This is a genomic window from Streptomyces sp. 147326 (assembly GCF_045000215.1).
Lineage (GTDB): Bacteria > Actinomycetota > Actinomycetes > Streptomycetales > Streptomycetaceae > Streptomyces.
Map to the genome: position 1 here is coordinate 8,274,886 of NZ_CP134201.1, position 25,438 is coordinate 8,300,323.

Here is a 25,438-nt window from a genome sequence, read left to right on the forward strand (position 1 = left end):
GGGTCCACGGCTGTGAGTGTCGGCAAACGACCGTCTGCCGACACTCACACCCGCGATCACGAACCCGCAGGTGGGCACCGTCGACAACCCGCGTCGGAAATCAACGTCGGGGAACGGTCCTTCGGGTAGTTTCCGACAATGCTTCTTGGCTACTGACGCACTTCGACGGCCGACCAGAACCCCGATCATCAGATCGACGCGCTTCTCCGCAACGCTGTCGACCGCGACAACATCCATGTCGACGTCGCCAGCGGCGCGCAGGCGTCCCGGCCGAAGCTCGATCTCGTCATGCAGCTCATGCGCGAGGGCGACACGTTGAAGGTGACCCGGCTCGACCGGCTCTCCCGTTCAGTCCTGCACCTGGTGACCCTCGGCGCCGAGCTGCGCGAGCGCGAGCGCGGGATCGGGCTGCACGTCATCGAGCAGGGCATCGACACCGCCACCATGGAGGGCCGGGCCACAAGACCAAGACGGTCCCCCGCCAGCCCCAGAGGACCGCCGCGGCGAAGTCTTGAAAGCTACCGGTGGGTTACTTGCTCCCTGGTGTCCCAGCTGGGACTACAGGGCCTTTCCGCAGCTTCTGATATCCGTGATCACCAGTACTGGAGCAGGCCCTCGCCACGAGCGACCGGGCCGGTGTCGCCACCTTCGTCATGCGCGCCCGCGAGTACCTCGTCGCCCTCAAGTCCGAGGACGGCATCCTGACCCTGCACACGCTCCACTGGGCCGACGAGATCCGCGACCCACGGGAGGAAGTCCCCGACCTTCCCGCAGCCTCCGATACGAAGACGAGCGCGAAGGAGACGAAGATGGCGGAGCAGCTCATCTCCGCCCTCGGCACGCACTGGGACCCCGGGGAGTTCCACGACACCTACCAGGAGAAGGTCGCCGCCCTGGTCGAGGCGAAGCGGTCGGGCGAGACCGTGGAGAAGGCCGAACCCCCGGCGGAGGCCACGAACGTGGTCGACCTGACGGAGGCACTGCGCGCGAGCGTCGAACGGGCCCGCGGCGGCGGGAAGCGCGCCCGTCCGCAGAAGGCCGCCCTGGAATCCCTGACCAAGGCGGAGCTGTACGAGAAGGCGGCGTCCGAGGGGATTCCCGGCCGCTCCGGCATGACCCGCGACGAACTGCGGGAGGCCCTGGGCGGCACGGGTACGGGCTCGGGCACGGACACAGGCACCGGCAAGGCCGCGTAGCGGCGCGGCATGAGCCGTCTCCTTCGGGGCAGGCGCGGACCAGTGTCCGGGCGGCGACCGCCCGGACGACCTGGAATCCGGAGGCACATCATGGGACATGGCGGAGACGTGGTGCGGGAACTGACCGCCGACCACGACGAGGTGAAGGACTACTTCGGGCAACTGCGCACCGCCACCGAAGGGGACCGCAGGCGCGAGCTGGCCGACCTGCTGACCATCGAGCTCGTCCGCCACTCGGTGGCGGAGGAGGAGTACCTCTATCCGGCCATCCGCGAGCATCTCGACGGCGGTGACCGGATCGCGGACAAGGAGATCGCGGACCACTCCCGGACGGAGAAGCTGCTCAAGGAGCTGGAGCAACTGGATCCGGTGAGCGCCGAGTTCAGCAGCCGGGTGGACGAACTGCGCATCGAGGTGCTCGCCCACATCAAGGACGAGGAGGAGAACCTCTTCCCGGCCCTGCGGCACAACTGCCCGCAGAGCTACCTGGATGACCTGGGCGACAGCATCCGCCGGGCGAAGAAGCTGGCGCCGACCCGCCCGCACCCGGGCAGCCCGTCGACACCGCCGGCGAACAAGCTGGTCGCCCCGGGCCTCGGCCTGGTGGACCGCGCCCGGGACCTCGTCACCGGACGAGGCCGGACGAGCTGAGCCGCCACGGACGACGGGTGCCGGAACCGGCACCCGCCGCCGTCCGTGTCCGTCGCCGTCCGTGTCCGCGGTCGGCACCTCGGTCCCTCGGCGCCTCACGCCCCGTTGCGGGGGCCGATGACACGGAGTCGCTCCAGGAGGTACAGGAACGCGTCGGCCAGGGGCGCGGCCCGGTGGTCGTCGTCCAGCCGCCGCCAGTCGATCTGCTCCCGCAGCATCCGCGCCATCGGCAGCAGGTCCCCGAAATCGCAGTAGTGCTCGCACAGGGCCGCGAGCTTGCTCTCCATGAGGTCCGTGGGCGAGAGCACCGGCATCCACACCGAGTCCACCGGCAGCAGCACCGCCCGGTCCAGTAGTTCCCTGCTCACCGGACGCCTGGCGAGCTCGAAGATCAGGTCGATCTCCTCCCCTCCGGACCGGCCTTTCACCAGCCAGTCCTCGGGGGCGCGGCGCATCGCGATGTCGCCGTCCTCCAGAGCCTTGATCGCGGCCTCGGAGTCCTCGGGACGCACACAGAAGTCCGTGTCGTGCTGGAAGTGGGCCGGCACGCCGTGCGCGAACGCGGCGACGCTGCCGGCGAGTGCGAACGGCTGCTCCGAGGCCTTCAAGAGCGCCGCCACTCGCTTGGTCGTCTCCAGAATGGCCTGCGTGTGGTCCTGCGGCAGCCGGGTTCTGTCCTCGGCCTGAAGATCCAGCTCTTCGGAGGGAGGTGCCTTCATGCGGCGCGCCTTACCGTTCGGGCGCTGATCAAACCCGCCCGTGGCGTGCCGGGCGCCTGTGCCGGGCCGGACCCGGCTGCCAGGGAGGGGAAACCTCCAGCCATACGGTCTTCCCGCCGGGGGCGGGGCGCCACCCCCAGCTGCGGGACAGGCGGTCCAGCACCATCAGGCCGTGGCCTCCCGGGAGGGCCGGATCGCGCGGAGGGCGGAGCACCGGGCGGTGGGGGCTGTCGTCGCTGACCTCGATCAGCAGCCCCTCGGCACCGTGACGCAGAACCAGCTCGCTGGGGCCGCCCGCGTGCAAACATGCGTTGGCGACCAGCTCCGAGACCATGAGCAGCACGTCCTCCACCCGCTCCCGGCGCCGCGCCCGCTCGTCGTCGTTCTCCTGCCCCTCCTGGTCGGGTGACGGAACGCCGCCGGGCGGCCCGTCACCGGCCGGGATCCACTGCCAGTCCGCGAGTGCCTTCCGGGTGAAGTCCCGGCAGCGCGTGACCGCCCCGGCCCGGCCGCGCAGCAGCAGACGACGCGTCTGCTGCTGCGCTCTGGTCATGCACGGCTGCTGCCCACTGCGCCGGTCGTCATGCCTGCGCAGCGGGCTACGGCGGTGGGGTACGCCAGTGGGGTATGGCGGGCGAAAGACGGGGGCCGACAGTGAGTCGGCGGCGGATCAAAGGGTATAAACCGGTGTGAAGCCGACTGTACGGTCCGACATCCCCGTCGGAGGCGGAGGCCCCCTCTCATGACTCCGAACACGTCGAAGACTCCCCCTACCTCGCACACCGACGGCCGCGCCCCGGTCGATCCGCTGGCCGAGCCCCTGAAAGCCAGCACGGCCGACGCCAGATCCCTCTCCGTGGTCCTCTTCCGGCGGCTGAGCACCCTGACCGAGGGCACCGCGGAGTACTCGTACGTGCGCAACACCCTCATCGAGCTCAACCTCAGCCTGGTCAAGTTCGCGGCCCGCCGCTTCCGCGGACGCAGCGAGCCGATGGAGGACATCGTCCAGGTCGGCACGGTGGGCCTGATCAAGGCCATCAACCGGTACGACGTGACGCGCGGGGTGGAGTTCACCTCGTTCGCCCTCCCCACCATCACCGGCGAGATCAAGCGCTTCTTCCGCGACACCAGCTGGGCCGTGAAGGTGCCCCGGCGCCTTCAGGAACTGCGCCAGAGCCTGGCCAGGGCCTCGGACGAGCTGGAGCAGGCCATGGGCCGGCTCCCCACCGAAGCCGAACTGGCCGCCCACCTCGGGATCACCGACGCCGAGCTGGCGGAGGGCCGGCAGGCCGCCCAGGCCTACTCCTCCCGCTCCCTCGACATGTGCGTCCAGGAGGACGCCGACCCCGGCACGGCCCAGCGCGCACTCGGCCGGGAGGAACCGGCCTACGAGCGGATCGAGGACTTGGAAGCCCTGAAACCGCTGCTGGAGCGGCTGCCCGCACGGGACCGGGAGATCCTCTCGCTGCGCTTCGGGCAGGAGATGACGCAGTCCGAGATCGGGGAGCTCCTCGGCATCTCGCAGATGCACGTGTCGCGCCTGCTCAACCGCACCCTGCAGAACCTGCGCAGCGGGCTGCTGACCGATGCCCCGCCGGCCGATGAGCCCGCATCCGAGCCGTCGCCGGACTCGCCGGACCCCTGCGGGAGCGGAGCCCGGGGCGTACGCCGGGCCACCGCGGCGCCGGGCTGACGGCGCGAGACGGCCGCAGACGGCGCGAAGCCGCCCCCGTCAGGGAGGGAGACCCGTGAAAGAGCCGGTGGAGTACCGCATCGAGCACCTGAGGCAGCGGCTCGCCGCGGCGGACATCGCCGAACTCGGCGTCCGCGTCGACCTGCGCGGGGACACCGTCGTCCTCTCCGGCACCGTCGCCACGCCCGAATGCCGCGCCACGGTACGGCAGATCGCGGAGGCCGAACTGGAAGGCGTACCCCTGCTCACCGACGTCGTGGTGGGCCACACCGACCCCCCGGAGCACGTGGAGGTGCTGAGGTGATCCGCGTGGCCGCGGTCGGGGACATCCACCTCGGGCCGGACAGCCAGGGACTCCTGCGGCCGGCCTTCGAGACGCTGCCCCACCACGCCGACCTCCTGCTCCTCGCCGGGGACCTCACCCGCCACGGCACCGCCGCCGAGGCCCGCGTGGTCGCGGCCGAGGTCGCCGAACTGCCCGTGCCGGTCGTCGCCGTGCTCGGCAACCACGACTACCAGAGCGACGAACAGGACACGGTGACCCGGGTCCTGGTGGAGGCCGGGGTGAGCGTGCTCGAAGGCGAGGGCGTGGTCCTCGACCTGGACGGCGTCAAGGTGGGGGTGGCGGGGACGAAGGGGTTCTGCGGCGGCTTCGCCGGGCGCAGCGGCAGCGAGTTCGGCGAGCCCGAGATGAAGTCCTTCATCGGCTACACCCGCAGGTGCGCCCAGGGTCTGTTCCGCGCGCTGCGCGAGGTGACCGACGCGGGATGCGGCGTACGGATCGCGCTCACGCACTTCTCGCCGGTGGCGGACACCCTGGCCGGGGAGCCGCTGGAGATCTACCCGTTCCTCGGGAGCTACCTGCTCGCCGAGGCGATGGACGAGGCCGGCGCCGACCTCGCCGTGCACGGCCACGCCCACCGGGGCACGGAACACGGCCTGACGGCGGGCGGTGTGCGGGTCCGCAACGTCGCCATGCCGGTGATCGACCGCGCCTTCGCCGTCTACCACCTGGGGTGACGGTGATCCCCACGCCGGGGCGTCGCCGCAGCCCCTCCCCGAATCCGCAGGAGCAGTCATGAACACCGCGCACAGCACCCGCAGGCACGAGGGCCGCGGCGGCCGGAAGACACGGTGGGCGTCATGAGGGTCGTGGTGACCGGGGCGACCGGCAACGCGGGCACCAGCGTGGTCCGCGCCCTGGCGGAGGACCGGTCGGTCACCGACGTCCTCGGCGTCGCCCGCCGCCTCCCGGGCCTCCACATCCCCGGGGTGCGGTGGGCCGCCGCCGACATCGACCCCGGCGGCAGCGACCTGACCGAGCTCTTCGCGGGCGCCGACGCCGTCGTCCATCTCGCCTGGAGGTTCCAGCCCACGCACGACCCCGTGGAGACCTGGCGCACCAACGTCCTGGGCAGTGTGAGGGTCTTCGAGGCCTGTGCCCGTGCGGGCGTCCACACCCTCGTCCACGCCTCCTCGGTCGGCGCCTACTCGCCCGGCCCCGACGACGGGCGCCCCGTCGACGAGTCCTGGCCGACCCACGGCTGGCCGGGCGCCGCGTACACCCGCGAGAAGGCCTACCTGGAGCGCTACCTCGACGGCTACGAGCCGGCCCACCCGGAGCTGCGCGTCGTACGGATGCGGCCCGCCTTCCTGTTCAAGGAAGTGGCGGCGAGCGAACAGCGGCGCATCTTCGCCGGGCCGCTCCTGCCGTGGCGCCTGATCCGCTCCGGTCTCGTCCCGGCCGTGCCCGCCATCAGTGGCCTGCGCTTCCAGGCCCTGCACACGGAGGACGCCGCCGAGGCCTACCGGGCGGCCGTCGTCCGCCCGGTCCGCGGGCCGTTCAACCTGGTGGCCGATCCGGTGATCGACATGATGTCCATAGCGCGCCTGCTGAACGCCCGTACGGTGCCGCTGCCCGCCGGGGCCGCCCGCGCCGCGCTCGCCGCCGCCTGGCGGATGTACCTGGTGCCCGCCGCGCCCGGCCTGTTCGACGCCGTCCTGCGGCTGCCGCTCCTCGACGCGGGCCGCGCCCGGGAGGAGCTCGGCTGGGTTCCCTCGCGCACCGCCACGCAGGCCGTGGACGCGTTCCTGACGGGACTGCGGCGAGGGGCGGGCCTGGACACGCCGCCCCTCGCCGGATCGGGCGCCGGGTCGCGGGCGGGTCGGTGAGGAGACCACGTAGCCCTGTACGGCTTCATGCCGGACGGGAGAAGAACCGCCGGGTCAGGCGGGTCAGGCGGTGCAGCCGCGGATAGCGCTCGCGCCGCAGGCGGGAGTGCCGGTCGAGCTCCTCGATGAGCCGCTCCGAGCGCTTGTCCACGCCCAGTTCGTCGAGCACCCGGTCCGCCTCGGCGAGCAGCGCCCCGTAGAGCTGCCAGGCCCCCGGATGGACACCCGCCTCCTTCTGGAGGAGCACGGCGAGGTGGTCCCGGCTGACGCGGGCCGTCGTCAGCTCCCGGGCCAGCTTCTCCTCGGCCTGCTCGGCGTTGGCGCTGACCTGCGCGGTGATCAGCTCGGCGAAGCTCTCCACGGCGATGGCGAGGTGCGCGTACAGCTCGCGCAGGGCCCCGGCGATGGGCGGCGGGAAAAGCGGACCCGCCTGGTGCGACTTCGCGAGGTCTGTCAGGGTCCGGCAGGAGACCCGCAGAACGACCGCGCAGATCTCCAGGGTGTCCAGTCCGGTGCGCAGCACCAGACGGAACAGGAGGCCCTCACGCACCCGCGGGTTCAGCCGCAGGCTGTCCTCCGCCTGCCGCAAGGACGCGTCGACCAGCGCGATGTCGTTGTCGAGCCGACGGGCCTCGTGGAGGTGGGCGGCGGCCGCCTCGACCGGTGTGTGCTCGGCGAGCTGGTCGCCGATGTGGCCGAGGAGGGCACGCATGCGCCGGGCGAGGTCCGTGATGGCCTCGCTCGCCGGCCCGATCCATACGGGAGGCACGAACAGGAAGTTGAACAGCAGCCCGACCACCGCGCCGATCAGCGTCTCCAGCACCCGGTCCCAGGCGGTGTCCGTCACGCTGGTCACGCCCAGCACCAGCATCGCGCTGATCGCGACCTCGGGTACGAACTCCCCGGCCTTCACCAGCGGCCCGATGACGAGCGAGGCCAGGATGATCAGCCCGAGGCTCCACCAGGTCAGGCCCACGAGCGCGCTGAAGCCGATCGCGAGCAGCACCCCGGCAACGACCGAGTTGACCCGCCGGATTCCGGTGGTGAGCGTGGAGTAGAGGGTGACCTGGACGACGAGCAGCGCGGTGAGCGGAGCCGTCAAGGGTGCGGGCTCGTCGCTGACCCGTAGCGCGACGACGTACGAGATGACGGCGGCCGCGGTCGAACGGACGGTCTGGACGACCGCGGGTTCCCGGTGACGGCGGACGAGGGCGCGCAGTGGGGCGATGGCTTGTGGCATATTCCGCCCCTTCCCCGCCGACGGAGAGATCAACGGGGCGTCGACGCGCCTCTTGCGCCGCCGGAGCCGCCGCGGCCGCCCCCGCCCTCGCCGCCGAACCAGTAGTCGCCCGCGGCCAGCGGCCACGAGGATGCCGCACGGGTCCGGGGCTCGGCACCGGGGCCTCCGGGGCGGCGGCGGACCTCGGCCTCGTCGTCAGGACGCTCGCGTTCCAGCACAGGAAGGCTCCCTTCGGTGGGGTGGGGGACTGGTTCCATCCTCGGGTCCCGCACCCGATGGCGCACGACGAGAGCGGGACGCGCCGTTCAGGGAGCGGTGCTCTGGTTGGTGATCAGGTCGATCAGTGCCGGCATGCCGCCCTCCCACAGTGCCCTGCGCTGCCGGTCGGCCGCGGTGCCGTCCCGTAGCAGGCGGTGGACGAGGGACGTCACCTCGCGGAGGTCCCCGGCCTCGTCCAGCGCGGGCCGGATGTGCCGTACGAGCAGGGCCACGGCCGCGCGGGCCTCCAGCCGGGCGCCGTCCGGCCCGACCAGAGGTCCCCCCACGCCGTGCCGGGCGGCCTGCCAGGTCGCGGCCTGCATCATCTCCTGCGTACAGGAGGGCGCGGGCACCCCGCGGGCGGCCTCGCCGAGGGCGGTGGCGACCAGTGCCCGCACGATGCCCGCGAACATCACCGCGTCGTCGGCCCGCAGCTGCACGTCGGCGCACCTGATCTCGACGGTCGGGTACTTCTCCGACAGCCTGGCGTGCCAGTACAGCTGGCCGGTGTCCGCGATGACGCCCGATTCCACCAGTTCGGCCGCACGCAGGTCGTAGTCGGCGTCGTCGCGGAAGACGGGGGTGGGTCCGCTCACCGGCCACCGTCCGAAGACGACGGTGCGCCAGCTGGCGAAGCCGGTGTCGTGGCCCTCCCACAGCGGGGAGTTCGCCGACATGGCCAGCACCGTCGGGAGCCATACGCGGATCCGGTTCAGCACGTCGACGCCCTGGGCCCGGTCCGGGATTCCGACATGCACGTGCATGCCCGTGATCAGCTGCTCGTCGACCAGGCGGGCGGCGTGGGTGCGCATCGCCAGGTAGCGGGGCACGGGTGTGACGGGCACCGGTGTGGCCCCCTTGACCGGCGCGGCCGCGGTCAGCGCCGCCTTGCAGCCGGTCGCCTCGGCGGCGGAGCCGACGGCGTGCCGCAGGCGCAGCAGGTGGCCGCCGATCTCCCCGAGGTCGGTGCATACGGGTGTGGCGACCTCGACCTGGGCCTGGAGGAGCTCGGCCTGGACGTCGTCCTCCGCGGAGACCGGATCGAGGCCGGCCGCGACCCGCACCGCGGCGCCGCGCGGGACCGGCAGCCCGGTGTCCGGATCCACCAGCAGATACTCTTCCTCGACCCCGACAGTGATCATCTGTGTGCGTACCCTGCCGTCGTCCGATGCGTGCGAGCGATGTGTGCCTCCGTCTGCCCGCCACGGCCGTTCCGCAAACCGGCCGCCACCTGCGGCGAGCCGGTGCCGGTCCCGTGCGGATGTGTGCCTTCCCGTTCTGCCGGGGCGTGCGTACGGCGGCGCGTACCTCGGCGCGTACCCGCCGGGAAGCCGGCTCAGGTGGCAGGGTGGACGGCATGTGCGGCCGTTACGCTTCCACCCGCAGCCCCGAGGACCTGTCCGGCCTCTTCCAGGCGGCGCCCCCGGCTCCCGGGCACGTGCTGGAGCCGAGCTGGAACGTCGCCCCCACCGACGCGGTGTGGGCGGTGCTGGAGCGCGCCGACCGCGAGACGGGCCTGCTGGAGCGACGGCTGCGGCCCCTGCGCTGGGGACTGGTGCCGTCGTGGTCGAAGAGCCCCACCGGCGGCGCGAAGATGATCAACGCGCGGGTGGAGACGGTGCACGAGAAGCCGGCCTACCGGCGGGCCTTCGCCAAGCGCCGGTGCCTGCTGCCGGCGGACGGGTTCTACGAGTGGCAGCCCGTCCCCGCCTCCGGCACCGCGAAGGCGCACAAGCAGCCGTACTTCATCCGCCCCGAGGACGGCGGGGTGATGGCGATGGCCGGGCTGTACGAGTTCTGGCGCGACCCCGCCGTCGCCGCCGACGACGATGCGGCGGCGTGGTGGGCGACCTGCACCATCATCACCACCGAGGCCACCGACGCGGCCGGCCGCGTGCACCCCCGCATGCCGCTCGCCCTCGCCCCGGCCGACTACGAGGCCTGGCTGGACCCGGCCCACCAGGACCCGGACGAGCTGCGCGCCCTCCTGGCCGCCCCGGCGGGCGGCCAGCTGGACGTCCGCGCGGTGTCGACCGCCGTCAACAACGTCCGCAACAACGGCCCCGAGCTCCTCGACGCGCCCTAGCTCTTCCAGCGGAGGCCGAAGCACCGTCCGGAGAGCAGCCGCGAGCCCCGACCGCCCGGACGTGTATAGAAATCTTGACACCATGTTGTGCTTGCTTGACACTGCAGGTGTCGGGTTTTCTTTACATCGGGAGTGGTCGTGGCAGTCGAGGAGAAACGCGCGTGGATCATGATCGTGGTGACGGTCGTGTCCTACGGGGCGTACCTGGCCGTGGTCCTGGGGCGCGCCGGTGACGCCCCGCTCGCCCAGGTGCCGTACGTGGCCGCGCTGCTGTGGACGGTTGGCGCGGCGATCGTCGCCTCGATCGCCCTGCACATCACCGTGGCGATGCTCGCGCCGAAGGAGGACACCACCAAGGACCAGCGCGACCGGGAGATCCACCGCTTCGGCGAGTACACCGGACAGTCCTTCATCGTGATCGGCGGCGTGGCCGGGCTCGTCCTGGCCATGGCCGAGGCGGACCAGTTCTGGATCGCCAACGTCATCTACCTGGGGTTCGTCCTGTCGGCGCTCCTCGGATCCATGGCGAAGATCGCCGCCTACCGGCTGGGCTTCCAGCCGTGGTGAGGCCCACGAAGGTCACCAACAGCATCCGTGCCCTGCGGTTCGCCAACGACGAGATGACGCAGGCCGAGCTCGCCCGCCGCATCGGTGTGACCCGGCAGACCGTCATCGCCATCGAGCAGGGCCGCTACTCGCCCTCCCTGGAGAAGGCCTTCCAGATCGCCCGCGTGTTCGCCGTACCGCTCGACGCGGTGTTCCAGTACTCCGAGACCGAGACCGAGACCGAGACAGAGGAAGACGACTGATGAAAGCCATCGTCCAGGACACTTACGGACCGCCCGCGGTCCTGCGGCTCGAAGAGACGGACCGGCCGGTGCCGGGCCGCGGCGAGGTGCTCATACGGGTCCGTGCGGCCGGCGTCGACCAGGGCGTCTGGCACCTGATGGCGGGCATGCCGTACGCACTGCGCGCCATGGGCTTCGGCCTGCGGGCACCCAAGGTGCGCGTCCGCGGCATGGACCTCGCGGGGCGGGTGGAGGCGGTCGGCGCGGACGTGACCCGCTTCCGGCCGGGCGACGAGGTGTACGGCAGCTGCGACGGGTCCTTCGCCGAGTACGCCTGCGCCAAGGAGGACACGCTCGCGCCGAAACCGCGCAACACCGGCTTCGAACAGGCCGCCGCCGTGCCCGTCTCCGCCTGCACCGCGCTCAAGGCCCTGCGCGACGTCGGACGGGTCGAGGCCGGGCAGTCCGTCCTCGTCCTCGGCGCCTCGGGCGGAGTGGGCACGTACGCCGTGCAGTTGGCCAAGGCCTTCGGCGCCCGCGTCACCGGAGTGTGCAGCGCCGCCAAGGCGGACCTGGTCCGCTCCATCGGGGCCGACGAGGTCCTCGACTACGCGGAGCACGACCCCGTCGACGGCAGCCAACGCTACGACCTCGTCCTCGACATCGCCGGCAACCGCCCCGTCTCCCGGCTCCGCCGCGCCCTCACCCCGCGCGGGACCCTCGTCATCGTCGGCGGGGAAGGAGGGGGCCGGTGGACCGGCGGCAACGAGCGGCAGCTGGGCGCGCTCCTGCTGTCCCCCTTCGTCGGCCACCGCCTGCGCACCGTCGCCGCCATGGAGCACCACCACAGTGACCTGCAGGTCCTCACGGAGCTCATCGAGGCCGGCTCGGTCACCCCCGTCGTCGACCGGACCTACCCGCTGGCCGAAGTACCCGATGCCATCCGCTACCTGAGGGAGGGCCACGTCCGCGGAAAGATCGTGATCCGGCTATGAGGCGCCGAGTGTGATGCGGGCGGCCACCGGCAGGTGGTCGCTGCCGGTGGCGGGCAGGGTCCGGACGTCGGCCGCCGTCGCCGAACGGGTCAGGATCTGGTCGATCCGGGACACCGGCAGGGCCGCGGGCCAGCTGAAGGAGAGCCCCCGCCGGGGCGCCTCCAGCCGCGAGGTGAGCGGGGCCAGACCGCGGTCGTCCACCGTGCCGTTGAGGTCGCCCAGCAGGATCACCGTGTCCAGCCGCTCGGCGGCGACGGCCGCGCCCAGCAGACCCGCGCTCTCGTCCCGCGGGCCGGAGCTGAAACCGCTCGGCCGGATGCGTACCGAGGGCAGGTGGGCCACGTACACGGCGATCTCGCCGTGAGGCGTGCGCACGCCGGCCCGCAGGCCACGGCTCCAGCCCTCCCCGATCCCGGCCGGCTTGATGTCCAGGCGCCGGACGTCCGCCAGCGGATACCTCGACCAGAGCCCGACGGTGCCCTCGACCGCGTGGTGGGGGAACTCCTCGGCCAGGGCCGCCTCGTAGCCCGGCAGGGCGGCGGGCGTCAGCTCCTCCAGGGCGACGAGGTCCGGCGCGGCCCGGATCAGGGCGGCGGCGGTGCCCCGGGGATCGGGGTTCTCGTCGCTGACGTTGTGCTGGACCGCCGTGATGTGGTGGGGGCCGCCGTCGGAGGGGAGCAGCAGCCCGCCGAAGAGGACCGCCCACACGGCGGCGGGCAGCAGCAGGGCCAGCAGCGCGGTGGCCGAGCGGCGCACCAGGGCCGGTACGAGCAGGACCGGAACCGCCAGGCCGAGCCAGGGCAGGAAGGCCTCCAGCAGGCTGCCGAGGCGGCCGACGCCGTTGGGCACGGTCCGGTGGAAGGCCAGGAGGCCGGCGGCCAGAACGGCGAGTGACGCCGGTACGCGCCCGCGCGTCCAGGCCGAGCGGCCCCGCGCGTCCCTGCCCCAGCGCCACCGGTCGCCGGGGCGCCACCGCTCACCCCGGCGCGGCCGGTCGCCTTCGCGCACACCGCTGCCGGTCCGCTCCACCATTGCCGCCCCGCCCATCCGCCTCGGCCCCGTTTCCCGTCCCGCAGCCATGAGCACGACGTCGCCCGGTACGACGCACGATCCACCGGCCGGGTTCCCGCCCGCCGGCGGATCGTCCGTGGAAGAGTGATCGCGGCACGTGACGAGGGGAGAGCCGCATGAGTGCTGCGAGGATCGCGATCGTGACGAGCGGCGACGGCGTCGACGAGGACCCGGACCTCCCGCTGATCCTGGCGGCCCTGCGCGCCGCGGGCATGTCCGCGGAAGCCGTGGCCTGGGACGCGGACCCGAAGGAGTGGGACGGCTTCGACCTGGCGGTCATCCGGTCGACCTGGGACTACACGGGACGGCTCGAGGAGTTCCTGGCGTGGGCCGATGCGACGGCCCGGGTCACCCGGCTGTGGAACCCGGCGCCGCTGGTGCGCTGGAACAGCGACAAGCGCTACCTGCGGGAACTCGCCGAGCGCGGGGTCCCCGTGGTGCCGACCCGCTTCATCGAACCGGGCGGGCACTGCGGCGAGGAGGACTTCGGCGGGCCTCACGGAGTGGTGGTCAAGCCGACGGTCTCCTCGGGCGCGCGCGACACCGCACGGTACGAGCCCGGTCGGCGGGCGGACGCCGTGCGCCACGCCCGGATGCTGCTGGACCAGGGCCGTACCGCGATGGTCCAGCCGTACCTGCGCCTCGTGGAGGAGGGGGAACGGGCCCTGGTCTTCTTCTCCGGCACCTTCAGCCACGCGATCCGCAAGCAGCCGGTGCTGACCGAGGCCGGGGTGACGGACAACTTCCGGGTGCCGCACCCCGGGGCGGCCCCGTACCAGCCCTCCGAGGCGGAGATCAGGACGGCGCGGGGGGCGCTGGCCGCGGTTCCCGCGCCGGGCGACCTGCTGTTCGCCCGAGTGGACCTGGCGCTGGACGAGGCCAGGGAACCGGTGGTCATGGAGCTGGAACTCATCGAGCCGAATCTGTTCCTACGGATCAACCCGCAGGGGCTGGAACGTTTCGTCGAAGCCGTGGCGGCCGGGCTCCGGCACACCACGGCGTAGCCGACGGCTCCGCTATCCCAGCCGGCGGCGCATCCGGCGGCGGCGCAGGAGGAGACCGACGGCAGCACCGGCCAGGGCGGTCGCCGCCACACCCGCCGTCGTCCACCAGACGGCGTATCCCTTGGTTTCGGCGGCCGGCACCTGAGCCGTGGACGCGGCCGGGGCGGCGGCCGAGGGCGAACCGGCCGACGGGGCGGCGGCCGAGGGCTGTCCGGCGGTCGGCGTGCCGGGAGCCGGGGCGGAGGCGGTCGGCGCGCCGGTGCCCGGAGCCGGGTCCACCACGGGTACGGCCACTTCGAGGTCGCCGTGTCCGAGGGCCGGGAACCCCACGTCGACGCTGACCTTCCAGGAACCCGGCGGCAGGGTCTCGGCCGTGGTCCAGCCGGCGGGTGCCGCGGCGGGATCGCGGACCAGGCGCCAGGGCCCCATGGTGCGGGCCCCGTCGACGCTGACCGCGTTCACGGTCGCGGCGACCGCCTCGTCGACGGCGTCCCCGTCGTTCTCCCAGGTGATGTCGGCGGTGACGTGGCCCGTCCGCTGCCCGGTCACCACCACCTTCACGGTGTCTCCGTGGGCGTGGGCCGCAACAGGGGTCAGCAACATGAGGCCGAGTGCGGTCAGGACGGCCGAGAAAGCGATTCGTATGCGCATCGTCGGGGTGCTCCGGTCGAGATGAGGGGGACCGGCGGACGGCCGCGCGGGGCGGCCGTCCGCCGGGGCGGGTGCACGGCGTCAGGGCGTCACGGCGCCGGGGCCGCAAGGGCCCGGCGCCGTGGCATCGTGTCGCGGCAGGGCTCAGCCGGCCTTCTGGAGGGTCCAGGCCTGCGCCGCGCGGCCGTCCGCACGCTGGAGGTCGAGCAGCCAGTTCCCGTAGTAGGGACGGTTGCTGACGGTGAGGGCGAAGCCGCCGCTCGGGTCGGTGACGGTGACCGCGCCACCGCGGGAGGCCAGCTTCCAGGCCTGCGCGCCGTTGTTCTTGTCGCAGGGCTGCTGCGCGACCCACATGCCCGCCGAGGGCGATCCGCCCGGCTGCAGGCACTTGCCGGAGACCGCGGACCGCATGCGGACCTGGCCGTTGCCGGCGTCGTCGAAGAACCACTGCTGCTGGGCGTACCCGTTGGCGCGGCCGCCGACGATCACCGTGCCGTCGGCGGTGCGGCCGCCCCACACCTCGGCGGCCATGCCGGTGCTGCCGTTGCCGAGCGTGTACTTGCTGCCCGGGGTGGTCGCCCCGCCGCCCGCCCCCGGCGTCTTGAAGGACGCGGCCTTGCCGGGTCCGCTGTCACGCCCGGAGCTGTCGCGGACGGAGACGGTGACCGTGTACGACGTGTTGGGCTGGAGGTTGTAGATGCGCAGCGCCTGCGACTGGACCCAGGTCAGGTGCTTGCCGTTCAGGAGGACCTGGTACCAGGACGCACCCTCGACCTTGGGCCAGCTCACCACGACGGAGTCGGACTGGATCTGGGCCGCCGTCGCGTCCGGGCCGCCGCCGGGCTTCTTCGTCGGCGTGGGCGTCGGCTTCTTCGTCGGGGTCGGCGTCGGGTTCGGGTTCGGACCCGGGTCGGTATCGCCACCGCCCTTCGTGCGCATCAGGAACTGGTTGTCCGCGATGTTCCAGTGCGTGGCCAGGTAGCTTCCGGCCTTGGGGCTGGTGTGGAAGTAGTCGTCGTGGTTGCAGTCCAGGATGTTCTCGGCCGCCTGGTTGGTGCAGATGTTGCGCATCTGCGGGTAGTACGGGGTGTCCGAGTAGCACATGACGTCGTACTCGTCGGTGCAGTGGGCGCCGCGGCTGGTGTTCGGAGCGCTGTTGTTGACCGCGCCCAGGTTGTGCCCGAGCTCGTGCGCGGCGGTGTGACCGCCCCAGCAGCCGGAGTCCGTACGGCCGTAGGACGGGCCGAAGTTGCTCTGGTTGGCCTGGCCGGGCCGCTCGTCACCCGCGAAGGTGCCGATGCCGCAGTAGACCTGGGTGTCCGCGAAGATCATGTACTTGCGGTCGCGGCGGTCGAGGCCCTTGCCGGCGAGCGCGTTGTTGGTCGCGCTGAACTCGGACAGGGCCGAGGCCGGGAGCTCGATGTTGAGCACCGTGGGGGTGCAGTCGGCGGCCGTGACGTAGCGGATGTGGCGTACGCCGCCGGTCTCCTGGGCGCTCGCCGAGTAGATGAGGTCGGCGTCGGCCGCCCACTTGCGGAACGAGGCGACGTACTCGGAGTAGCGGTCCTTGCCGGGGGCGTGGACGTACACGACCTGTACGCGGTTGCCGGTGCTGCCGTCGCCGTCGCACTGGACCGTCTGGCCCGCGGGGCCCGCGGCGACGGCCTGGCTGCCGCCGGCGGCGGCCGGTTCTGGCGCCTTCGCCTTGGTCGCCGCGGCGTCGGCGGCGGGCGCGTCCTGAGGACGCCCGCCACCCTCCTTGGAGGCCGGGTCTTCGGCGGCGGGGCGGGAGGGATCGGCCGCCGGAGCCGTCTCCTTGACGGCGGGCGGGATCTCCTTCGTGATGTCGACGCCCTTGGGCGGGGCGTCGGGGCCGTGGGTGCACAGGCCGGTGTCGGTGCGGTAGACACCGACGCACCGGTCGCCCTTCGGCGCGGCCTGGAGGCCGTCGTAGACCATTCCGCGCGCGTTCTCGTTGGCGGGCGCGGCGGCGATCGGTTCGGGATCCTGGTCCCGGGCGGGGGCGGCGGCCGGTGCGGCGGCCTCCGCGGCCTGTACGGGCGCTGCCGCCTGGGCGCCGTCGCCGATTCCGGAGTAGGCGATGCCTGCGGCGATCACCGCCGCCGTTGCCGTGGCGGCGGTGATGAGTATCAACCTCCGCGGTTTGCGGCGGTGGTCGGCGGCGGCGCGACGTCTGCGTCGTCCTGTCATGGGCACCTCAAATCATTGTCGGAAGACTGGGTGCGCGGAAGCCTGCCAGACGAATGCCGCGGAGAATTCGGACAAACGGGAGTCCGCTTCGAGAAATCATTCCGTTACCTGTCGACCTGATTTGACGAACAGTCAATTTTCAATAAAACAAGGGGAGTTACGCGCGTTGCACGTCAATGGTCCAGGCCATACGGAGTGGGTTGTTACCAAATCGAGATATGAAGCGAACGCTTATTGACGGGAATTCAGTCAGGAATTCACCTAATTACTACCTGCCGAATTCCCTCCGTCACGACCCGTGAGGACGCGTCAGCGCCCGCACTCCGCCCCGCCGTCGGGTATCGGTGCCACCGCGATGGTGGGGTGGATCAGGGGCGGGTGAGTGCGGAGGTCAGGCGGCGGGCTTCGGTGATCAGCCGGGAGGACCCGGTACGGGCCGCCGCTGCCGCCACCTCTGCCGGCGCCGGGCCCGTGGCTCCGGAGCGCTCCACGCACTCGGCGGCGACGGCCAGCACCTCGCCCGCACCCCGTACCGAAGGCAGGAGGGCCGGCAGTACCTCGGCGAGGACGCCCCACACCGTGGCGTACGCGCCCGCCGCGGCGGCCGAGCGGGCCGCGTCCGCCAGCCGGTTGGGCTTGACCGTGCCCAGGGTCACCATCGAGGCCAGCTCGCGGCCCAGCAGCGGGGCGTCCAGCTCGCCCCGGCCCGCCAGCACCAGCAGGGCGTCCACCGCCGGGCGACGGCTCCGCGGGTACCGCCCGCCCATCCCCGCCGCGATGGCGGAGTGCAGCCCGGGCCCCGCGGGCCCGCCCAGCAGGGCGAGGTGCGGCAGCATCCAGGCGCCGCCGTGATCGCCGGCCGTCGCGGCCAGCGTCACGCCCGGCAGCAGCCATGCGGCCTGGGTGTCCCGGTCCTCGGGCAGGACCGACGCCCGCACGGCGTGGCCGGCGTCCCAGTGGTAGCACTGGGTGAAGCCCTCGTGGGGGCGGCGCAGCCACTGGAACGCATCCGGGAACTCCCACCGCAGGGCCGGCCGTTCACCGCTCACGAAGGCGACCTGCGGCACGGCCGTGCCGGCCCGCGACCAGGCCCGGTGCGCCCCCGGATCGGGCATGACGATCCGGCGGCGCGGCGTGCCCGGTTCACCGTCCGGGCCGAGCCAGGCGGCGAGCCGATCGCCCTCGGCGGTCCCGAGCCGGGCCGCGGCCGCGGCGGCCGCCGGGGCCGCCGGATCGTACCGCCGTACGCGCAGCAGGGCCTGCCCGAAGTCGGCGGGTCCGGGGCGGACACCCAACCGCCGGTACTCCACGAGTCGTTCCACGAGCTCGGCCGCCTCCAGCGAGCCCGTGTCCCAGGTGGGCGTGGCCAGCAGGAACGGCAGGGGGTCGCCGGACCGCAGTGCGTACCCGATCTCGCGCACGCGCGCCGCCATCACCATCTCCAGCCCGCCCTGCGCGCACTCCTCGTGCCCGCGCTGCCGGCGTACGTACTCGGGCTTGAGGCTGTACCCAGCCACCCGCCACAGCAGCGCGGCCACCACCACGTCCACCGCGGTGAGCCGGTGCGCCTCGGTCTCCTCCTCGGGGTAGCGGTGCCCCAGAGCCGTGGACAGGGCCTCCGCGAGCGCGTGGCGGCCGTGGTGCGCCTGCCGTACGAGTCCGTCGAGGACGCGTTCGAACGCCGCCACGGTGTGGGCGCGGGAGTCGAGATGAGCAGCCGTCAGCTCTACGGTCTCGGCGAGCCCGGAGGGCGCGGCATCGAGCCGCTGCGCAGGCGGAACGGGCGGGAGGGCGTCCTGAGTGGCACTGAAGATCATGCCCGAACGCTAGGGGCGCCCACTGACATCGCCTTCGCGGGACGAAGCCGTTCCTATGACGGGACGGTCTCCTCCCAGCACGATCGCAGCTGTTCCCGCACGTCCGGAACGGATGCCGGGTCGCAGGACACGACGACCAGGAGCCGGCACAGATCGATGCCCTCGGGCCGCTTGACGGAGGACCACCGCCGCCCTGCCCGCAGCAGGGTCCCGAAGAGCTGCCGCCGTCCGGCGGCGTCGCCGGGCAGTGCCTCGTCCACGGCTTCGACGATCAGTACGTACTGGTCCGCGGGCAGCCACGCCAGATCGCGCAGACAGTCGTAGAGCGCATTCCAGTTCCAGCCGAAGCAGTCGGGCAGCCTCAGCCCGTCGTAGAACTGCTGGAAGACGCCGTCCGTGTCGCACATTTCCCGGCCGTCGAGCCGCGCTACGTGCGTCCTGCCGTTCAGCAGCAGATCGACGGGCAGGGCGCCTTGCTCGGAAACGACATGCACCCAGGGCACGGTGTGCACCGTCATCCTCCCTTCTGTGACCCGTCTCGGGCCGAACGATGCCGCAGTCTCCCGACGGCTTGGGGGCCGGGGCCGGTAATCCCCGGGTCAGTTGGCTTTGCCGATGGTGCTGCGCGCCGCGAGGCGGAAGTCCTTGACCGCTTGGCAGAGGGTTCGCTCTCGTTCGGCGGCAAGGGCGATGTCTTCGGCCTTGTGGGTCGTGTCTCCCGCGCGGGCGTCCTCGGCCATCCGCCTCATGACGTGTGAGAGATCGCTGGAGGCGTCGGCAACGCGTTCCGCGACTTCGGCGACGGGTTCCGGCCCTTCGAGGATGACGACCTCCACTGGGCGTGCTGGGATCGTGCCTGAGCACGGCCGTTGACGATCGCGGCCCCGAGGGTGGTCGCGGAACCGACGGCGGCGCCCAGCAGTGCGGCAAGTCCGGAGTCCATGGGCCCAGTCTGCCGCTCTTGTTGTTCATACAGCTGAGAGGCCCCTCCGGTAGGGCCCGCCTACCGTCGACGGCGTGGCCAGGGGTAGGTGGGATCCTCGGTGATCTTCACCTGCTGCGGAGCGTCTCGGGGAAAGGTCCAGACGCGGCCTGCGGTGCTGGTGGCGGTGACCGAGGTCGCGTCCAAGGTGACCCTGCTGAACGGGTTGGAGGAGCAGGACACCGCCAGCCACTCCAAGGTGAGTTCGTCGTCGTCCCGGACCAAGGCGACCCAGCCGATACTCCCGTGGTCCAGTCCCTCGCCGCTCAGGGCACGGCTTCCGAGGTGAGTACACGAGGCGTGCGTACTGTCGATGCTCATCCAGTCTCCGGGGGTCCACGCGGTGGCTCGCAGGATCTCCCTCCACTGCCAGTCCTCGGCCCGGGGGTCATCCTGCCGGTCGGGCGGCAAGAACCGCATGAGACTCATCACGGACAGGGCGCCGTCGGAAAACACGATGAAGTCTCCGAAGGGCGCCTCGCGCGCATTCCAACGTTGAGGTACCTGGTTGGTGTCGGGTATCGCGCCGAAGGAACTCACGCGCACCATGATGACAGCGAGACAGGCTTCGGAGCGGACGGCCTCCGAGGCGAGTGCCTTCAGATGCGAGGCCGAGGCTGAGACCTCGCCGAACCTCGGGAAGATCCTCCGTACGGCGAACCCGTGCTCGTCCGGCGCGCGGGCGGTACGCCGGTACGCCGGGACCGTCACCGGGTGGTGCGCGGGGCGTGACGGGCCCCGCGCACCGTACGGCCGTTGCGGGCGCGGCGGCTCAGTCCTCCAGGACGCTCAGGTCGATGCGCGCGAGGCGCTCGGGGTCGGTGAGGATGTCGAGCGCGGTGATCCTGCCGTCCTGGATGGTGAACGCCATGACCGAGATCGCCCGGCCCTCCGCCGTCGCGACCACTCCGGGGATCCCGTTGACCAGCACCGGATGGGCCGCCGCGGCGAACCGCGCGAAGGTGATCGCCTGGGAGGCGACGTCGGCCGCGCCGCGGCGGACCAGGCCGGGGCGCAGCGCGCCGCCGTCGGAGCGGGCCACGACATCCGGGTCGAGGACGGCGACCAGCGCGTCGAAGTCCCCGCCGCGCGAGGCGGCGAGGAAGGCGTCGACGACCGCCCGCAGCCGGGCCCGGTCGGGGTCCGGGGCGGGCGCCGCGCCCTGGACGCGGCGCCGGGCGCGGCTGGCGAGCTGCCGGGTCGTGGCCGCGGTGCGCCCCAGAACGGGGGCGATGTCGTCGAAGGGGACGGCGAACAGGTCGTGCAGTACGAAGGCCAGGCGCTCGGCGGGGGCGAGCGTCTCCAGGACGACCATGAGGGCGATGCCGACCGAGTCGGCAAGGAGCACCTCCTGCTCGGGGTCGAGGCCGTCCGCCCTGCTGACGACCGGGTCGGGGATGCGGACCTGCCCGTCCTGGTCGTGCAGGGGATCCTCGCGCCGCGTGGTCCGCGAGCGCAGCAGGTCCAGGCACACCCGGCCGACCACGGTGGTCAGCCAGCCGCCCAGGTTCTCCACCGCACCCGCGTCGGAGCGGCTCAGCTTGAGCCAGGCCTCCTGTACGGCGTCCTCCGCCTCGCTGAGCGAGCCCAGCATCCGGTAGGCCACCGCCCGCAGATGGGGGCGGTGTTCCTCGAAGCTCCGCGCCAGGACGTCCTTCTCGCTCACCTGCTGCATCCCCCTGTGCCGATCAGTCGGTTGAGATAGGGACGATAACCGACCCCCGGAACGCCCTGGAGGAGGAAGCAGGCGATCAGGTGGAAGGTGATCAGGGCCCAGGTGTAGAGGTGCAGGCCGAACAGGGCGCCGGCGTAGCCGGGGTCCGCGGCACGATGTGCATCAGGACCTGGGCGGCGGAGACGGTACTGCCGGTCACACGCAGGCGTGGGCGAACCAGAGGCTCAGGCAGTGGGAGAGCCGGGCCGCATCGCCTGGCCCGATCCCTACCGGGCCCCCGCGGCAGCGGGAGAAGCCGGCGGGCTCAGGAACTCGCGCAGGTCGATGACCTCGTAGCCGTCCGCCCGGGCCGCGTCGATGATCAGCGGGAGGGCGTCGGCGTCGAGGACGACGCCGTCGCCGGTGCTGCCGACGTGCATCTGGATGATCGCTCCGGGGGTGAAGGCGTCGACGGCCCGCTCGACCGCCTCGTCCACGGTCATGCCGCCCTTCGGGCCGAGGTAGCCGTTGGTGTCGGCGGTGAACTCGATCGCCGCGTAGCCCAGGTCGTTGACGTCGGCCACGGACTGCCGGGTGGTGGAGCTGTAGGGGAAACGGAAGAACGGCAGCGGCTCGGTCCCCGACGCCGTCCGGATCGCCGCGTCGGCGCGCCGTACCTCCTCGGCGCGTTCCGCCGTACTGATCTCGCCGAAGTAGGGGTGGCTGTACGAGTGGTTGCCGAGGCCGTGCGCGGCGCCCATGGCGCGGACCGCCGCGGGGTGGGCGTCGGCGAACTCCCCCGTCGGGAAGAAGGTGGCGGGCAGCTTCCGCCGCCGCAGTTCGGCCAGCACGGTGTCGATCCCGGCCTCGTCCCACGCGGCGTTGAAGGTGAGCGCGATGACCTTGCGCGTGGTGGGCAGCCGGCGGATCTCACTGCCGAGGAGCGAGGCCGGCGGACGCGGCCCGGCGGGCGGAGCACCGGCGGCCGGAGCACCGGCAGCCGGACGGCCCACGGCCGGTGTGCCCGCCGTCGGTCCGTCCGCGGCCCGCGCAGTGGGCTGCGCCGCCGCGGCGCCGGAGCAGGGTACGAGCCCTGCGGCCAGCAGCGCCGCCAGCGCGGCGCGTCGTCCGACCTCCACCACCATCACTCCCTCCGGTACGGCGCCGCCGTCACGGGGCCTCCCACGACTATGCGACGGCGCCGACGGGAGCACCCGCAGCCCGAGCCGGGCACCCGGGTGATCTCCACCGCGGCTGCGGGCCGCCGGGGTCTACGACGGGAGGCGCCGCCGCAGGTGCGTCGTGAGGTGGTGCTGCAGGGGCTGCCCCACCGCCGCCATGTCGTGAAGGACCGTCATCTCCCCGGCGCCGACGGTGTAGCGGCGCCGCGCGCCGGTGACCTCCTTGGCCAGCGGGGTCAGCGACACGTCCTTGGTCTCGATCTCGATCTCCGTACCGGACACCCGTCCGACGTACGTCTCGACGATGCCGGTGGGGTGCGCGAGCACGACCTCCAGGGAGGCGTCGGGCGTCACCCGCCACCAGCCCGCCTCACGTCCCGCCGGCCGGACCGGGGCCCCGGAGTCGTCGATCAGCCACGCGCGCGCTTCGTAGCGCAGGAAAGGGCGGCCGTCGTGGCTGAAGGTGATCTCCTGCTCGTAGCGGAAGTCCTTCTCCAGCGTCGGGTATTCGCCCTGACCCCGGCCGTGCCAGCGTCCCAGCAGGGGCAGCACGGGCCCCAGCAGCGGGTGCGGCTCGGGGCCCTCGCCCAGGACGTGGCTGTCGGGATAGGGATTCTCCTGCACCGGCTCGAACATGTTCACCTTGTCTGTCTGCGGGGACCCGAGGGGTCCCCGCAGACTAGCGCGACCGCACCGGCCCGCCCCGCCCCCGGAGAACGGGAGCGGGGCGGGCCGGGAGGGACCGGCTCGCAACGACCCGGCGCGCGCCGCGCCGTCAGCGGGCCGGCAGGGCTGCCGCGACCGAGGCCGGTACCGGCGCGAGACCGGCCGGCCGGGTGGTGAAGGTGCCCCGGCCCTGGGTGCGCCCGCGCAGCCGCGACGCGTAGCCGAAGAGCTCGGCCAGCGGCACCGACGCGGTGACCACCGCGGTCCCGGACTGAGCGGTGGACCCCGAGACCCGGCCGCGGCGGGCCGCCAGGTCACCCAGCACGCCCCCCACCCCGTCCTCGGGAACGGTCACCGTCACCTCGACGACCGGCTCCAGCAGCTCCACCGTGCTCAGGCGCAGCGCCTCGCGCAGCGCGAACCGGCCCGCCGCCCGGAACGCCATCTCCGAGGAGTCCTTGGAGTGGGTCGCCCCGTCGGTGAGCGTGACCCGCAGCCCCGTCACCGGATGGCCGCCGAGCGGGCCCTCGGCGAGGGCGTCCCGGCAGCCGGCCTCCACGGCGCGCGCGTACTCCTGCGGAACGCGCCCGCCGACGACCGCCGACCGGAACTCGAAGGCCGCCTCCTCCAACGGCTCGACATCGAGGACGACGTGCGCGAACTGGCCCGCGCCACCGTCCTGTTTGACGTGCCGGTAGACCAGGCCCGTCACCCCGCGCACGACGGTCTCCCGGTAGGAGACCTGCGGCCGGCCGACGACGACCTCCACCCCGTGGCCGCTGCGGATCTTCTCCACCGCGACCTCCAGGTGCAGTTCACCCATCCCCGACAGCACGGTCTGCCCGGTCTCCGCGTCGGACCGCACCACCAGCGAGGGGTCCTCCTCGGCGAGCCGCGCCAGGGCCGCCGAGAGCCGCCCGGTGTCGATGCTGCGACGGGCCTCGACCGCGACCGACACCACCGGCGCGGCCACCGAGGGCGGTTCGAGGACCAGCGGAGCCCCCGGCGCGCACAGGGTCGTGCCCGCCCGGGCGGCCTTCAGCCCGATCACGGCGACGATGTCACCGGCGACCGCCTCCTCCCGTTCCTCGTGCTGGTCCGCCTGGACCCGCAGGATCCGGCCGACCCGCTCCGTACGCCCCGTGGCCGCGTCCAGTACGGTCGCGCCCTTGCGCAAGGTGCCCGCGTACACCCGCAGATAGGTGAGCCGACCGGTCGCGGTCGCCGTCACCTTGAAGGCGAGGGCCGTGAACGGCCCCGCCGGATCGGGTGCGCGCTCCTGCTCGGCGCCGTCCGCCATCCCCCGTACGGGCGGCATGTCGGAGGGCGAGGGCAGGTACGCGAGGACCGCGTCCAGCAGCGGTTCGACCCCGCGGTTGCGGTACGCCGAGCCGCACAGCACGACCACGCCGTCCCCGCGCAGGGTCAGCTCCCGCAGGGCGCGGGCCAGCGTCCGCCCGGTCAGCGCCGAAGTGGCACAGAACTCCTCCAGGGCGTCGGCGTGCAGCTCGGCCACCGTTTCCTCCAGGAGCCGGCGCCGCCGGTCCGCCTCCTCGCGCAGCGGCTCGGGAACCGGTCCCGTCTCGTACGTGTCGGAGCCGGCGTGCCAGTGCAGCGCGCGCATGGCCAGCAGGTCGACGACGCCGGTGAACGCGTCCTCCCGGCCGATGGGCAGCTGCACCACGAGGGGTACGGCACCCAGCCGTTGGCGGATCGACGCGACCGCCGTGTCGAGGTCGGCGCCGGCCCGGTCGAGCTTGTTGACGAACGCGATCCGCGGCACACCGTGCCGGTCCGCCTGCCGCCACACCGACTCGCTCTGCGGCTCGACTCCGGCGACGGCGTCGAACACCGCGACGGCCCCGTCCAGCACCCGCAGGGAACGCTCGACCTCGTCGGAGAAGTCGACGTGCCCCGGGGTGTCGATCAGGTTGATCCGATGTCCGTCCCAGGTGCAGCTCACGGCCGCGGCGAAGATGGTGATGCCACGGTCGCGCTCCTGGGGGTCGTAGTCGGTGACGGTCGTTCCGGCATGGACCTCGCCCCGCTTGTGGGTGGCACCGGTCGCGAACAGGATGCGCTCGGTGATGGTGGTCTTGCCGGCGTCGACGTGGGCGAGGATGCCCAGATTGCGGACGGCGGAGGGGGAAGCGGTGGTGAGGGGTCGCCCGTTGGCGCGCATGGCCCGAGGCCTTTCGAGTGAAGAGATGAAGAGGGCGGCGCGAATTCCCTGACGACAGCCCCGTCACCCGCGCCCGGCAGCCGTGGACGGCCGTCCCGCCCGTGGCCCGGAGCGGGTCCGGTCAGGCGGTGGCGTACGGAAGGCGGGGGAGGGGGAAGGGACCTAAAGGTGCGTCACGGGCATACGGTGACGGCCGCGCAGCCGGCACCGAGCGTCACGAG

Annotated in this window: 27 protein-coding genes and 1 pseudogene; 12 read left to right on the top strand and 16 right to left on the bottom strand. The window is 72.7% G+C overall.

Translation table 11 applies throughout. The annotated features are described in order from the left end of the window. Nucleotides 1-168: 168 nt before the first annotated feature. The 3 genes and pseudogenes from RIU97_RS38170 to RIU97_RS38180 form a co-directional block, all read left to right on the top strand. A pseudogene (locus tag RIU97_RS38170) lies at nucleotides 169-705 on the top strand (recombinase family protein); the annotation flags it as partial. Further along, a complete protein-coding gene (locus tag RIU97_RS38175) occupies nucleotides 603-1,196 on the top strand; it encodes a Ku protein (RefSeq protein ID WP_404963084.1) in 594 nt (197 codons plus the stop codon). The pseudogene RIU97_RS38170 and the gene RIU97_RS38175, both read left to right, overlap by 103 nt. Nucleotides 1,197-1,286: 90 nt before the next feature. Beyond that, nucleotides 1,287-1,847: a hemerythrin domain-containing protein gene (locus tag RIU97_RS38180; protein ID WP_404962050.1), complete on the top strand. Its 561-nt coding sequence runs from the start codon at nucleotides 1,287-1,289 to the stop codon at nucleotides 1,845-1,847. A 95-nt stretch (nucleotides 1,848-1,942) separates the two neighbouring features. Here RIU97_RS38180 and RIU97_RS38185 read toward each other — a convergent pair whose 3' ends face one another. Together RIU97_RS38185 and RIU97_RS38190 are read right to left on the bottom strand one after the other, a co-directional pair. Further along, nucleotides 1,943-2,566 (bottom strand): nucleotidyltransferase family protein, encoded by a 624-nt coding sequence (locus RIU97_RS38185; protein ID WP_404962052.1) that lies wholly within the window; start codon nucleotides 2,564-2,566, stop codon nucleotides 1,943-1,945. 28 nt (nucleotides 2,567-2,594) lie between these two features. Beyond that, complete coding sequence (locus tag RIU97_RS38190) at nucleotides 2,595-3,119, bottom strand: ATP-binding protein (RefSeq protein WP_404962053.1); 525 nt, start codon at nucleotides 3,117-3,119, stop codon at nucleotides 2,595-2,597. 189 nt (nucleotides 3,120-3,308) lie between these two features. Between RIU97_RS38190 and RIU97_RS38195 the strand changes: the two genes are divergently transcribed. The 4 genes from RIU97_RS38195 to RIU97_RS38210 all read left to right on the top strand — a co-directional run bounded on the left by RIU97_RS38195 (nucleotide 3,309) and on the right by RIU97_RS38210 (nucleotide 6,431). Further along, nucleotides 3,309-4,259 (top strand): RNA polymerase sigma factor SigF, encoded by a 951-nt coding sequence (locus RIU97_RS38195; RefSeq protein ID WP_404962054.1) that lies wholly within the window; start codon nucleotides 3,309-3,311, stop codon nucleotides 4,257-4,259. A 55-nt stretch (nucleotides 4,260-4,314) separates the two neighbouring features. Continuing rightward, the gene (locus RIU97_RS38200; protein ID WP_404962056.1) at nucleotides 4,315-4,563 is read left to right on the top strand and encodes a BON domain-containing protein; all 249 of its coding nucleotides are present in this window, start codon (nucleotides 4,315-4,317) and stop codon (nucleotides 4,561-4,563) included. Then, a complete protein-coding gene (locus tag RIU97_RS38205) occupies nucleotides 4,560-5,279 on the top strand; it encodes a metallophosphoesterase (protein WP_404962058.1) in 720 nt (239 codons plus the stop codon). Before RIU97_RS38200 ends, RIU97_RS38205 begins: the two co-directional genes overlap by 4 nt. A 123-nt stretch (nucleotides 5,280-5,402) precedes the next feature. Next, nucleotides 5,403-6,431 carry an NAD-dependent epimerase/dehydratase family protein gene (locus RIU97_RS38210; protein ID WP_404962060.1) on the top strand — a complete coding sequence of 343 codons (1,029 nt, stop codon included), beginning with the start codon at nucleotides 5,403-5,405 and terminating at the stop codon, nucleotides 6,429-6,431. A 25-nt stretch (nucleotides 6,432-6,456) separates the two neighbouring features. Here RIU97_RS38210 and RIU97_RS38215 read toward each other — a convergent pair whose 3' ends face one another. The 3 genes from RIU97_RS38215 to RIU97_RS38225 all read right to left on the bottom strand — a co-directional run bounded on the left by RIU97_RS38215 (nucleotide 6,457) and on the right by RIU97_RS38225 (nucleotide 9,071). After that, nucleotides 6,457-7,671: an FUSC family protein gene (locus RIU97_RS38215; protein WP_404962061.1), complete on the bottom strand. Its 1,215-nt coding sequence runs from the start codon at nucleotides 7,669-7,671 to the stop codon at nucleotides 6,457-6,459. Nucleotides 7,672-7,700: 29 nt separating this feature from the next. Then, entirely contained in the window at nucleotides 7,701-7,889 is a 189-nt protein-coding gene (locus tag RIU97_RS38220; RefSeq protein WP_404962063.1) for a hypothetical protein, read from the bottom strand. An 87-nt stretch (nucleotides 7,890-7,976) separates the two neighbouring features. After that, on the bottom strand, nucleotides 7,977-9,071 hold the full coding sequence (locus RIU97_RS38225; RefSeq protein WP_404962064.1) for a glutamate--cysteine ligase: 1,095 nt from the start codon (nucleotides 9,069-9,071) through the stop codon (nucleotides 7,977-7,979). A 215-nt stretch (nucleotides 9,072-9,286) separates the two neighbouring features. Here RIU97_RS38225 and RIU97_RS38230 point away from each other — a divergent pair, with 215 nt between their 5' ends. The 4 genes from RIU97_RS38230 to RIU97_RS38245 all read left to right on the top strand — a co-directional run bounded on the left by RIU97_RS38230 (nucleotide 9,287) and on the right by RIU97_RS38245 (nucleotide 11,798). Then, entirely contained in the window at nucleotides 9,287-10,015 is a 729-nt protein-coding gene (locus tag RIU97_RS38230; RefSeq protein WP_404962066.1) for an SOS response-associated peptidase, read from the top strand. Between the two features lie 138 nt (nucleotides 10,016-10,153). Continuing rightward, nucleotides 10,154-10,582 (top strand): hypothetical protein, encoded by a 429-nt coding sequence (locus tag RIU97_RS38235; protein WP_404962067.1) that lies wholly within the window; start codon nucleotides 10,154-10,156, stop codon nucleotides 10,580-10,582. Then, a complete protein-coding gene (locus tag RIU97_RS38240) occupies nucleotides 10,576-10,824 on the top strand; it encodes a helix-turn-helix transcriptional regulator (protein WP_404962068.1) in 249 nt (82 codons plus the stop codon). Before RIU97_RS38235 ends, RIU97_RS38240 begins: the two co-directional genes overlap by 7 nt. Beyond that, entirely contained in the window at nucleotides 10,824-11,798 is a 975-nt protein-coding gene (locus tag RIU97_RS38245; protein ID WP_404962070.1) for an NAD(P)-dependent alcohol dehydrogenase, read from the top strand. The genes RIU97_RS38240 and RIU97_RS38245 overlap by 1 nt, the downstream gene beginning before the upstream one ends. Here the strand turns inward: RIU97_RS38245 and RIU97_RS38250 are convergent. Continuing rightward, on the bottom strand, nucleotides 11,793-12,830 hold the full coding sequence (locus RIU97_RS38250; protein WP_404962072.1) for an endonuclease/exonuclease/phosphatase family protein: 1,038 nt from the start codon (nucleotides 12,828-12,830) through the stop codon (nucleotides 11,793-11,795). The two genes, RIU97_RS38245 and RIU97_RS38250, sit on opposite strands and share 6 nt — an antisense overlap. A gap of 155 nt (nucleotides 12,831-12,985) precedes the next feature. On the opposite strand from RIU97_RS38250, the gene RIU97_RS38255 reads away from it, so the two are divergent. Beyond that, a complete protein-coding gene (locus tag RIU97_RS38255) occupies nucleotides 12,986-13,873 on the top strand; it encodes a RimK family alpha-L-glutamate ligase (RefSeq protein ID WP_404962073.1) in 888 nt (295 codons plus the stop codon). Between the two features lie 12 nt (nucleotides 13,874-13,885). Here the strand turns inward: RIU97_RS38255 and RIU97_RS38260 are convergent, their stop codons facing one another. The 10 genes from RIU97_RS38260 to fusA form a co-directional block, all read right to left on the bottom strand. Further along, nucleotides 13,886-14,524 carry a hypothetical protein gene (locus RIU97_RS38260; RefSeq protein WP_404962075.1) on the bottom strand — a complete coding sequence of 213 codons (639 nt, stop codon included), beginning with the start codon at nucleotides 14,522-14,524 and terminating at the stop codon, nucleotides 13,886-13,888. A gap of 144 nt (nucleotides 14,525-14,668) precedes the next feature. Next, nucleotides 14,669-16,735 carry an RICIN domain-containing protein gene (locus RIU97_RS38265; protein WP_404962077.1) on the bottom strand — a complete coding sequence of 689 codons (2,067 nt, stop codon included), beginning with the start codon at nucleotides 16,733-16,735 and terminating at the stop codon, nucleotides 14,669-14,671. Between the two features lie 368 nt (nucleotides 16,736-17,103). Beyond that, the gene (locus tag RIU97_RS38270; RefSeq protein ID WP_404962078.1) at nucleotides 17,104-18,552 is read right to left on the bottom strand and encodes a DUF6493 family protein; all 1,449 of its coding nucleotides are present in this window, start codon (nucleotides 18,550-18,552) and stop codon (nucleotides 17,104-17,106) included. Between the two features lie 53 nt (nucleotides 18,553-18,605). Continuing rightward, complete coding sequence (locus RIU97_RS38275; RefSeq protein ID WP_404962080.1) at nucleotides 18,606-19,070, bottom strand: barstar family protein; 465 nt, start codon at nucleotides 19,068-19,070, stop codon at nucleotides 18,606-18,608. A gap of 81 nt (nucleotides 19,071-19,151) precedes the next feature. After that, nucleotides 19,152-19,388 (bottom strand): hypothetical protein, encoded by a 237-nt coding sequence (locus tag RIU97_RS38280; protein WP_404962081.1) that lies wholly within the window; start codon nucleotides 19,386-19,388, stop codon nucleotides 19,152-19,154. 167 nt (nucleotides 19,389-19,555) lie between these two features. Further along, nucleotides 19,556-20,074, bottom strand: coding sequence for a hypothetical protein (locus RIU97_RS38285; RefSeq protein WP_404962082.1), 519 nt, complete (start codon nucleotides 20,072-20,074; stop codon nucleotides 19,556-19,558). 232 nt (nucleotides 20,075-20,306) lie between these two features. Beyond that, nucleotides 20,307-21,200: a sigma-70 family RNA polymerase sigma factor gene (locus RIU97_RS38290; RefSeq protein WP_404962084.1), complete on the bottom strand. Its 894-nt coding sequence runs from the start codon at nucleotides 21,198-21,200 to the stop codon at nucleotides 20,307-20,309. A gap of 275 nt (nucleotides 21,201-21,475) precedes the next feature. Further along, on the bottom strand, nucleotides 21,476-22,333 hold the full coding sequence (locus RIU97_RS38295) for a polysaccharide deacetylase family protein (protein ID WP_404962085.1): 858 nt from the start codon (nucleotides 22,331-22,333) through the stop codon (nucleotides 21,476-21,478). 126 nt (nucleotides 22,334-22,459) lie between these two features. Beyond that, on the bottom strand, nucleotides 22,460-23,005 hold the full coding sequence (locus tag RIU97_RS38300; RefSeq protein ID WP_404962087.1) for an FABP family protein: 546 nt from the start codon (nucleotides 23,003-23,005) through the stop codon (nucleotides 22,460-22,462). A 139-nt stretch (nucleotides 23,006-23,144) separates the two neighbouring features. Further along, nucleotides 23,145-25,217: an elongation factor G gene (fusA, locus tag RIU97_RS38305; RefSeq protein ID WP_404962089.1), complete on the bottom strand. Its 2,073-nt coding sequence runs from the start codon at nucleotides 25,215-25,217 to the stop codon at nucleotides 23,145-23,147. Nucleotides 25,218-25,438: the final 221 nt, after the last annotated feature.